Source organism: Streptomyces asiaticus, assembly GCF_018138715.1.
Lineage (GTDB): Bacteria > Actinomycetota > Actinomycetes > Streptomycetales > Streptomycetaceae > Streptomyces > Streptomyces asiaticus.
This window is the reverse complement of sequence record NZ_JAGSHX010000006.1, coordinates 8,307,568-8,317,821: the sequence shown is the minus strand read 5'-3', so window position 1 is coordinate 8,317,821 and position 10,254 is coordinate 8,307,568. Positions and strand designations below refer to the sequence as shown.

General features: G+C 71.3%; 1 protein-coding gene. It reads left to right on the top strand.

Features of this window, described 5'->3' with window-relative positions:
• The first annotated feature begins 6 nt into the window (after window positions 1–6).
• Complete coding sequence (locus KHP12_RS43455) at window positions 7–10,239, top strand: type I polyketide synthase (RefSeq protein ID WP_211834517.1); 10,233 nt, start codon at window positions 7–9, stop codon at window positions 10,237–10,239.
• The last annotated feature ends 15 nt before the right edge of the window (window positions 10,240–10,254 follow it).

Genomic DNA, 10,254 nt, shown 5'->3' with positions numbered 1-10,254 from the left:
GTCCAGATGGCGAATGACGAAAAGCTCCTCAACTACCTCAAGCGGGTTACCGCCGATCTGCACCAGACGCGGGAGCGGTTGCGCAAGGCCGAGACGGCGACGGAGGAGCCGATCGCCATCGTCGGCATGGGCTGCCGCTTCCCGGGCGGGGTGACCACCCCGGACGAGCTGTGGGATCTGGTGGCCGACGGCCGGGACGCGATCGGCGGCTTCCCGGAGGACCGTGGCTGGGACCTGGAGAACCTCTTCGACGCCAACCCGGACGCCAGCGGCACCTCCTATGTGCACGAGGGCGGTTTCCTCGCCGGCGCGGCGGAGTTCGACGCCGAGTTCTTCGGCATCTCCCCACGGGAGGCGCTGGCCACCGATCCCCAGCAGCGGCTGCTGTTGGAGACCGCGTGGGAGACCTTGGAGAACGCGGGAATCGACCCGAGTTCGCTGGCGGACAGCGACGTCGGTGTGTTCACCGGCGTGGCCAACGGCGACTACGCGCTGACCGTCGACCAGGTGCCGGACGGATTCGAGGGGTATCTGGGAATCGGTGGCGCGGGCAGCATCGCGTCCGGCCGTATCTCGTACTCGCTCGGTCTGCTCGGCCCGGCGGTCAGCCTGGACACCGGCTGCTCCTCGTCGCTCGTGGCGATGCACTTGGCCGGCCATGCGCTCCGGTCCGGGGAGTGCTCGATGGCGCTCGCCGGTGGGGTGATGGTGATGGCCACCCCCGGTGGCTTCGTCGGGTTCTCCCGGCAGCGGGGGCTGGCGCGCGACGGGCGCTGCAAGTCCTTCGGCGAGGGCGCGGACGGCACCAACTGGTCCGAGGGCGTCGGTCTGGTGCTGCTGGAACGCCTGTCGGACGCCCGTCGCAACGGGCACGAGGTGCTGGCCGTCGTCCGTGGTACGGCGGTCAACCAGGACGGGGCGAGCAACGGCCTCACCGCACCCAATGGTCCGTCCCAGGAGCGGGTGATCCGGCAGGCGCTGTCCAACGCGGGGCTTTCGGTGGCCGATGTGGATGTGGTGGAGGCACACGGCACCGGTACGAGTCTCGGCGACCCGATCGAGGCCCAGGCCCTGCTGGCCACGTACGGCCAGAACCGCCCGGAGGACCTGCCCCTCTGGCTGGGTTCCATCAAGTCCAACATCGGCCATACGCAGGCGGCAGCGGGTGTCGCGGGCATCATCAAGATGGTCCAGGCCATGCGGCATGGCGTACTGCCCAAGACACTCCACGCCGACGAGCCGACCAGCAAGGTGGACTGGGCTTCGGGTGCGGTGTCGCTGCTGTCCGAGGCGCGGGCATGGCCGGAGACGGGGCGCCCGCGACGAGCGGGGATCTCGTCGTTCGGCGTCAGTGGGACGAACGCACACGTGATCCTGGAGCAGGCGCCGGAAGCGGACGCGCCCGAAGCGGATCCGGACGAGGAGGGTACGCCTGGTCTCGTGGCCACGGGCGGGGTGGTGCCGTGGCTGCTGTCCGGCAAGACCCCGGCGGCACTGCGCGCCCAGGCGGAACGCCTGGTCAGCCACCTGGAGACGGGCGATGCTCCGCGTGCGGTCGATGTGGGCTGGTCACTGGCCACCACCCGCGCCGCCCTGGAACACCGCGCAGTCATCCTCGCCACGGACACCAACGGAGGCACGACAACCGCCCGCGCCCTCGCGGAAGGACGACCCGACCCACTCCTGATCACCGGACAGACCGGGCCAGACGGCAAAACCGTGTTCGTCTTCCCCGGTCAGGGCGCTCAGTGGGTCGGCATGGGAGCACAGCTCCTGAAAACCTCGCCGGTCTTCGCGGCCCGGCTGAAGGAATGTGCCGAGGCCCTGGCGCCGTATACCGACTGGTCGCTCATCGACGTCATCACCGGCGTACCCGACGCGCCGAGCCTCGAGCGAGTCGATGTCGTCCAGCCCGCCACCTTCGCCGTCGTCGTCTCCCTCGCCGCCCTGTGGCAGTCCGTGGGCATCCACCCCGACGCCGTCATCGGCCACTCCCAAGGCGAAATCGCCGCCGCCTGCGTCGCCGGACACCTCACCCTGCCCACCGCCGCCAAAATCGTCGCACTCCGCAGCCAGACCATCGCCCACCACCTCGCCGGACACGGCGGCATGATGTCCCTCGCCACCCCCGCCCACACCATCAACCTCACCAACTGGCACGGCAAACTCTGGATCGCCGCCCACAACGGCCCCAACGCCACCGTCATCGCAGGCGACACCGACGCCCTCCACCAACTCCACACCCACTACACCGACCAAGGCATCAGGGCCCGCATCATCCCCGTCGACTACGCCTCCCACACCGGACACGTCGACACCATCAAGAACGAACTCCACCAGACCCTGGCCGACATCACCGCCTCCCCCGGCACCATCCCCTGGCTCTCCACCGTCACCGGCCAGTGGATCGAACCCAACACCCTCGACAGCGACTACTGGTACCGCAACCTCCGCCAAACCGTGCAGTTCGAGCACACCATCCGCACCCTCGCCGACAACGGCTACCGCACCTACATCGAAGTCAGCCCCCACCCCGTCCTCACCACCGCCATCCAAGAAACCCTCGAAACCACCAACACCCCCCACACCACCACCGTCACCGGCACCCTCCGCCGCGACGACGACACCCCCACCCGCTTCCTCACCCACCTCGCCCACCTCACCACCCACGGCCACACCCCCAACTGGACCACCCTCTACACCACCACCAACCCCCACCCCACACCCCTCCCCACCTACCCCTTCCAACACCACCACTACTGGCTCACCCGCGCCACCAGCACGGGCGACGTCGCCTCGGCCGGTCTCCACGACCCCGCGCACCCGCTGCTCACCGCCGCCGTCCACCTCCCCGACACCGGGGGCACCGTCCTCACCGGACGGCTCTCCCTGACCACTCACCCCTGGCTGGCCGACCACACCGTGTCCGGCGCCGTACTCCTCCCCGGCGCCGCGATGGCCGAACTCGCCATCCGCGCCGGGGACGAGACCGACGCCCCCACCCTGGAAGAGCTCGTCATCGAGCAGCCACTGGCCCTGCCGGACAGTGGCTCCCTGGACATCAGGGTGGTCGTGGGCGGCCCCGACGAGTCCGAGCGCCGAGACGTACGCGTCTACTCCCGCGCCGAGGAAAGCACCCAGTGGACGGAGCACGCCACCGGCACACTGGCCCAGGACAGCGCCGCTCCCCCGCCGCCCGCCGTGGCCGAATGGCCGCCCGCCGGTGCCGAGCCGGTGGCCGTCGGGGGTCTGTACGAGCAGATGGCCGAGGGGGGCTACGACTACGGGCCGACCTTCCAGGGACTGAGGGCGGTCTGGACCCGCGACGGCGAGGTGTTCGCGGAGGCCGCGCTGCCGGAGGAGCAGACGGAGGCCGCCGGCCGGTTCGGCATTCACCCGGCACTGCTGGACGCCGCGTTGCACGCGAGCAACTACTGCCTGCCCGGCGAGCCCGGCAGCCGCATGCTGCTGCCGTTCGCGTGGAACGACATACGCCTGCACGCCACTGGTGCCACGTCGGTGCGCGTACACGCCCGTTACACCGAGGACGGCGGGCTCTCCGTGGCCCTGGTCGACGCGGCCGGAGGGCTGGTCGCGTCGATCGGCTCGCTGATATTGCGGGAGGTCGACGCAGGGCAGCTCGAAGCGCTCACCTCCACACCCCTCGACGATGCGCTGTGGACCGTCACCTGGACCGAACACGGCACCATCACCGCCACGGACGAGGTCTCGTGGGGCACCCTCGGGGACGTCTCCCCCGCCCTCGCCGCCGCAGAAACCCCGGCCTTCGCAGATGTCACAGCGGTCGCCGAGGCCGAGGACCGGCCCACCCTGATCGTCGTCGACACCGCCACATGGCAGTCCCCCGACACCGACCCCACCGCCCGCGCACGCGAGTTGACCACCAAGGCGCTGGACCTGTTGCAGCAGTGGGTGACGCTGCCCGAGCTGTCGGACACCCGGCTGGTGATACTCACGCGCGGCGCGATGGCCGTACGCGACTCGGCCGAGGTCACCGATCCCGCCGCGGCGGCGATCTGGGGCCTGGTCCGCTCGGCCCAGTCCGAGCACCCCGACCGTGTCCGCCTCCTCGACACCGACGGCCACTCGGACCAGGCGCTCCCCACCGCACTGACCGCCGACCAGCCCCAACTCGCCCTCCGCGACAACACCCTCTGGGTGCCCCGGCTCACCGCCGCACCCACCAACACACCAGCCCAGTCACTTCCCCTGAACCCCGAGGGCACCGTCCTCATCACCGGCGGCACCGGCACCCTCGGCGCCCTCACCGCCCGCCACCTCATCACCCACCACGGAGCCCGCCACCTCCTCCTGACCAGCCGCCAAGGCCCCAACACCCCAGGCGCGTCCGAACTCACCACCGAACTCACCGAACTCGGCGCACACGTCCGCATCGCCGCCTGCGACACCGCCGACCGCGACCAACTCACCACCCTCCTCGCCGACATCCCAGCCGACCACCCCCTCACCGCCATCATCCACACCGCCGGAACCCTCGACGACGCACTCCTCACCGACCTCACCCCCGACCGCCTCGACACCGTCCTCCGCCCCAAGGTCGACGCCCTCACCCACCTCCACGACCTCACCCACGACAACCACGACCTGACCGCCTTCGTCGTCTACTCCTCCGCCACCGGCACCCTCGGCACCCCCGGCCAAGCCAACTACGCCGCCGCCAACACCTACGCCGACGCCCTCATCCACCAGCGTCACGCCGCCGGACTCCCCGCCACCTCACTCGCCTGGGGCCTGTGGGAAACCACCAGCGCACTCACCGCCACCATGAACACCGAGGATCGCCGGCGCACCCATCGCGGCGGTGTCGCACCCCTCACCGACGACGAGGGTCTCGCCCTCCTCGACACGGCCCTCACCGCCACCGACCCCCACCTCGTCCCGATCAAGATCAGCCCGGCCGCGCTTCGGGCCCACGACAGGGCGCGGCACGTTCCCCCGTTGCTCCGCCATCTCGTACGGCGTCCCGCGCGCCGTACGGCCCACACACCGGCGCCCGCCGACACGTCGTCGCTCATGCAGCGGCTCGCCGCCCTCGACCACGGCGAACGGCTGCGCCACCTCACCGAGCTCGTCCGCACCGAGGCCGCGGCCGTGCTCGGTCATACGACGATCGACAGCATCGGGCCGGACCAGCCCTTCCGGGAGATCGGGTTCGACTCGCTGACGGCGGTGGAACTGCGCAACCGCCTCAACGCCGCCACGGGGCTACGGCTCCCCGCGACCGTGGTGTTCGACTACCCGACCGCCGCGATCACCGCCGGGTATCTGCGGGACGAGCTGTTCGGCTCGACGCAGGCGGCTCCGGCCGCCGTCGCCGGGCCGGGGGCCGACGCGGACGACCCCGTGGTCATCGTCGGCATGGCCTGCCGGCTCCCCGGCCGGGTGACCGACCCGGACGGGCTGTGGCGGCTGGTGGCCGACGGGGAGGACGGCATCGGGGCGTTCCCCGCCGACCGTGGTTGGGACCTGGACACGCTGTTCGACCCGGACCCGGACCGGGTGGGCACGACCTATGTGCGCGAGGGCGGGTTCCTGGAGGGGGCCACCCAGTTCGACGCGGACTTCTTCGGCATCTCCCCGCGCGAGGCCGTGGCGATGGACCCGCAGCAACGGCTGCTGCTGGAGACCGCGTGGGAGACCTTCGAGCAGGCCGGTATCGCCCCGCGGTCGATGCAGGGAAGCGACACCGGCGTCTTCGCCGGGCTCATCTACCACGACTACGCGACGAACGCCGGTGAGCTGCCCGAGGGGTCCGAGACCTATCTGAGCACGGGGAAGTCGGGGAGCGTGGTGTCCGGACGAGTGGCCTACACACTGGGCCTGACCGGTCCCGCGGTGACGGTGGACACGGCGTGCTCCTCCTCGCTGGTGGCCATCCACTGGGCGGCCAAGGCGGTACGTGAGGGCGAGTGCTCGATGGCCCTGGCCGGGGGTGTGACGGTGATGTCGACCCCGGACGGGTTCGTGAGCTTCTCCCACCAGCGCGGTCTCGCGCCGGACGGCCGCAGCAAGTCCTTCAGCGAGGGCGCCGACGGCACCACCTTCAGCGAGGGCGTCGGGCTGGTGCTGCTGGAGCGGCTCTCCGAGGCGCGCCGCAACGGCCATGAGGTGCTGGCCGTGATCCGCGGTACGGCGGTGAACCAGGACGGCGCGAGCAACGGCCTCACCGCTCCCAACGGCCCTTCCCAGCAGCGGGTCATACGGCAGGCCCTGGCCAACGCCGGGCTGTCGCCCGCCGACATCGACGCGGTCGAGGCCCACGGCACCGGTACCGCCCTCGGCGACCCCATCGAGGCCCAGGCCCTCCTGGCCACCTACGGCCAGAACCGCCCCGCCGACCACCCCCTCTGGCTGGGCTCCCTGAAGTCCAACATCGGCCACACCCAGGCCACGGCGGGAATCGCGGGCGTCATCAAGATGGTGCAGGCCATGCGGCATGGCGTACTGCCCAAGACACTCCACGCCGACGAGCCCACCGCCAAGGTGGACTGGACATCGGGCGCGGTGTCCCTGCTCACCGAGGCCCGGCCCTGGCCGGAGACCGGACACCCACGCCGCGCCGGTGTGTCCTCCTTCGGCGTCAGCGGCACCAACGCCCATCTCATCCTCGAACAGGCCCCGGAAGAGACGGCCGTAGAAACCGAAGCCACGGAACCGGAGGCTCCCGGGCTGGTGGCCACGGGGGGCGTGGCGCCGTGGGTACTGTCCGCCAAGAGCCCGGCGGCGCTACGCGCACAGGCCGAGCGCCTGATCGCCCACCTGCGCACCCACCCCGACACCGACCCGGTGGACCTGGGCTGGTCGCTGGCCACCACCCGCACCGCACTGGAACACCGCGCGGTCGTCCTCGCCACCGATCTCGACCAGGCGACGGCCGCCCTCACCGCCCTCAGCGAAGGGCAGCCCCACCCCAACCTGGTCACCGGGGAGACCGGCACCGACGGCAAGACAGTCTTCGTCTTCCCCGGCCAAGGTGCCCAGTGGACAGGCATGGGAGCAGAACTCCTCCAGACCTCACCGGTCTTCGCGGCCCGGCTGAACGAGTGTGCCGAGGCCCTGGCCCCCTACACCGACTGGTCGCTGATCGACGTCATCACCGGCGCACCCGACGCACCCTCACTCGACCGCGTCGACGTCCTCCAGCCCACCACCTTCGCCATCATGGTCTCCCTCGCCGCACTCTGGCAGGCCAACGGCATCCACCCCGACGCCGTCATCGGCCACTCCCAAGGCGAAATCGCCGCCGCCCACATCGCCGGACACCTCACCCTCCCCACCGCCGCCAAAATCGTCACCCTCCGCAGCCAAACCATCGCCCACCACCTCACCGGACACGGCGGCATGATGTCCGTCCTCACCTCACAAGAATGGATCCAGGAAGCACTGGCCCCCTGGGACGGACGCCTGTGGATCGCCGCCGTCAACGGCCCCGCCTCCATCTCCATATCCGGAGACCCCGACGCACTCACCGAATTCGGCAAAACCCTCTCCAAAGCCAAGATCTACCGCTGGCAACTCCCCGGCGTCGACTTCGCCGGACACTCCGGACACGTCAACACCATCAAAGACCAACTCCACCAGGTACTCGACGGCGTCACCGCCACACCCGGCCACACCGCCTGGATGTCCACCGTCACCGCCGACTGGGCCGACCCCACCCACATCACCACCGACTACTGGTACCGCAACCTCCACGACACCGTCCGCTTCCACCAAGCCACCCAAAACCTCCTCAACCACGGCTACCGCACCTTCATCGAGGTCAGCACCCACCCCGTCCTCACCACCGCCATCCAAGACACCACCGAAACCCACCCCCACCTACAAACCACCATCACCGGCACCCTCCGACGCGACGACGACAGCCCCCACCGCTTCCTCACCCACCTCGCCGAACTCACCACCACCGGAACACCAGTCCACTGGCCCACCCTCTTCGCCGGCTCCGGAGCCCGTAAAGTACCCCTGCCCACCTACCCCTTCCAGCACCAGCACTACTGGCTGGAGCCTGCCAGGACACCGACACGGGCCGAGACCGCCGACAGCTCCCTGTGGGCGGCCATCGAGGACGGAGACGCGCAGTCCCTGGCGCGGGACCTCGACGTGGACGCGGCGGCCCTGGGCACGGTGCTGCCCGCGCTGGCCTCGTGGCGCCGGCGCAGCCGGGAGGACTCCCTCGCCGACGCATGGCGGTACCGGGTCGGCTGGACCCGGGTGGCCGCCGCCGAACCGCACCTGTCGGGCCGGTGGCTGGTGCTGGTCCCGGCCGTACGGGCCGGTTCGGCACGGGTCCGTGCGGTGCTGGACGGACTGGCCGCGCGGGGCGCCGAGGTGGTGGCCGTCGAGGTCGCCGAGACCAGCCGGGAGGCGCTGGGTGACCAGGTCAAGTCGGCGGACGGCTGTGCGGGTGTGGTGTCCCTGCTCTCGTGGGACGACCGCGCCGACACCGAGTACGGCACGGTGTCCGTGGGCACCGCTGCGACGCTGGCGGCGACGCAGGCGTTGCGGGACCACGGCGTCACCGCACCGCTGTGGTGTGTCACCAGTGGCGGGGTCGCGGTGGCCGGTGAGGCGGCCGACCCGGTGCAGTCGGCGGTGTGGGGATTCGGCGCCGTGCTCGGGCTCGACCACCCGGACACCTTCGGCGGCCTGATCGACCTTCCGGCCCAAGGAGACGACGAGGAGTTGCCGGACGGGCTGTTCGCGGCGCTGTGCTCCCCGGAGGGGGAGGATCAACTCGCGGTGCGCGCCGACGGGCTCTTCGCGCGCCGGATGCTGCGGGACCGGGACGGCTCGGGCAGCGCCTGGAAGCCACGCGGCACCGTACTGGTCACGGGCGGCACCGGTGGGCTCGGTTCACACGTGGCGCGCTGGCTCGCCGCGAACGGGGCGGACCATGTGGTGCTGCTCAGCAGGCAGGGCGGTGACGCGCCGGGTGCGGCCGAACTGGTGGCGGACCTGACGGATGTGCGGGTCACGGTCGCCGCGTGTGATGTGACCGACCGGGACGCCGTGGCCGCCGTGCTGGCGGAGGCGGAGCGGACACATCCGCTGACCGCGGTGGTGCACACCGCCGGTGCCGGACTGCCCCCGGCTCCGGTCACCGAGGTGACCGCCGAGGAGTTCGCCGCTGTGACGGGGGCGAAGGTGCGTGGCGCGCTGGTACTGGACGGGCTCGTCGGCGACCGGGAGCTGGACGCCTTCGTGCTGTTCTCCTCCGGTGCCGGTGTCTGGGGCAGTGGCGGTCAGGCCCCGTACGGGGCGGGCAACGCTTTCCTCGACGGGCTGGCGCAGCGCCGCCGCGCCCGGGGTCTCGCGGCCACGTCGGTGGCATGGGGCGGCTGGGGCGGTGGCGTCGGCATGATCGACGCCGATGGCGGCGACCAGTGGCGTCGTATCGGGATCCTGCCGATGGACCCGGCGCCCGCGCTGCGTGCGATGGCGCGTGCCGTGGGCGGTGGCCCGCCGAATGTGATCGTCGCCGACATCGACTGGGCACGGTTCGTGCCGGGATACACGATGGCCCGGGAGCGGCCGCTGCTGCGGCAGTTGCCCGAGGTCGCCGAGATCCTGGCGGCGGACGCGCCGGGTGGGGGCGCGTCGCGGCGCGAGGTGCTCCTGGACAGCCTGGCCGAGCTGACCGGCCCGGAGCGGGAGGCGTTCCTGACCGACCTGGTACGGCGCGAGGCGGCGGCCGTGCTCGGGCATGCCGACGGTGACGCGGTGGAGCCGGAGCGCGCGTTCAAGGACACCGGGTTCGACTCGCTGACCGCGGTGGAGCTGCGCAACCGGATCAACGCGGCCACCGGCCTCCAGCTCTCGCCCACGGTGGTGTTCGACTATCCGAAACCCACCACGCTGGCGAGGAAGCTCCGTACGGAGCTGCTGCCCACCGCGGACGAGACCGCCAACGGGACCGTGGACGGCCTCGCGAACGGCGCGGCCACCGACGCCGACGGCCGTGAGCGGGAGATCCGTCGGGTGCTTGCCTCGGTGCCGTTGCGCCGCTTCCACGAGCTCGGGGTGCTGGACGCGCTGGTGCGCCTCGCGGACTCCACGGCCGGTGAGCCGGGCGGGCTGAGTGGTCTGAGCGAGCTGAGCACCGCCGCCGAGGCGGAGAACACCGCGATCGCGGACCTGGACGCCGACGAACTGGTGAGCCGGGCGATGCGCGGCACGACCTTCGGAAACGACTGACGCCGCGGTTGCGGA

Coding starts and splice junctions, on each gene's coding strand:
- KHP12_RS43455 (WP_211834517.1), top strand. CDS start 7: ATGGCGAATGACGAAAAGCTCCTCAACTACCTCAAGCGGGTTACCGCC.